This is a genomic window from Aquisphaera insulae, from assembly GCF_011064615.1.
GTDB lineage: Bacteria > Planctomycetota > Planctomycetia > Isosphaerales > Isosphaeraceae > Aquisphaera > Aquisphaera insulae.
On record NZ_JAALJH010000232.1, the window covers coordinates 1 to 1,000 of the forward strand.

General features: G+C 71.6%; 1 protein-coding gene. It reads right to left on the reverse strand.

Features of this window, described 5'->3' with window-relative positions; translation table 11 throughout:
• Positions 1-911: glycosyltransferase (locus tag G6O54_RS36915; protein ID WP_165236141.1), on the reverse strand; the 911-nt coding region annotated here is incomplete at its 3' end.
• Between the last annotated feature and the right edge of the window lie 89 nt (positions 912-1,000).

A 1,000-nucleotide genomic window follows, 5' to 3' on the forward strand; every position in this document is an offset into this window, starting at 1 on the left:
GCCTCCACCGGCACCCGGCCCAGGGACTCGCGCCAGAGCGACGGGACGAGCACGGCCCGGCTGACCTTGTAGAAGTCGCGCGGATCGGGGGTGACGGCCATCCGGTGGAGGTTCGCCAAGCCCGAGAGGTCCACCGGCAGCCGGGCCAGGGCCTCGGCCGTGCCGCGGCCCTCGACGACCAGCAGCGGGATGTCCGGGCGGCGGGCGTTCAGCTCGATCGCGATCCGGGCGAAGACGCTCATCCCCTTGGCCGGCTGGGGGTTCACGAACGTGACGTACCGCGGGACTCGCTCCGCCTCGGGGACGACCACCCGCGACAGGTCGATGGCGTTGGAGATCACCGGCCCGTCCAGGCCGAGCAGCCGGGCGTGATGGCGGCGGGAGAACTCGGACGGGAAGATGACGACGTCCGCGTCCTCGAAGGCGCGGCGGTCGCGGTAGCCGAAGTTGTGCAGGTGGAACGCCACCCGGATGCCGCGAGCCCTCGCCCGCCTCATCAGCTCGAGGCTCGCCGGGTGGCCGCCGTAGGTGAGCAGGGCGTCGGGCCGGAAGCGGTCGAGGACCTGGGTGGCCAGCTCGAGGAAGCTCGCCGATTCCTCCCGGTCCGGCGATCGCTCCGCGCGGCTCGATCGGGTGGCCAGGATCGTGCACCTGACGCGCCCCGCCTCCACGTCGATGACCTCCGCCGCTCGTCCCCCGCCCTGGTCCGCCGCGAACCGAGCCGCCGGCAGCCCGAGCGTGCCGAGGGCCTGGTCCAGGGACGTCTCCTCCTCATAATCGAGCACTCCGGCCGTGAACGCCCGGCACTCGGCCCCGCGGCTCGAGAGCAACTCCAGCAGCTCCCGCGTGGCGATCGCCGCGCCGCTCGAAGGGTCGAGGAGGCAATGGGTCGAGGAGAAGAGGAGTCGCATGGGGGAGGCGCCTGTCCGGATGTGCCGATTGCCACGGCGCGATTGTAGGGGCACGACCGCCGATTTTCTCCATTTTTGTGAAACTCGGA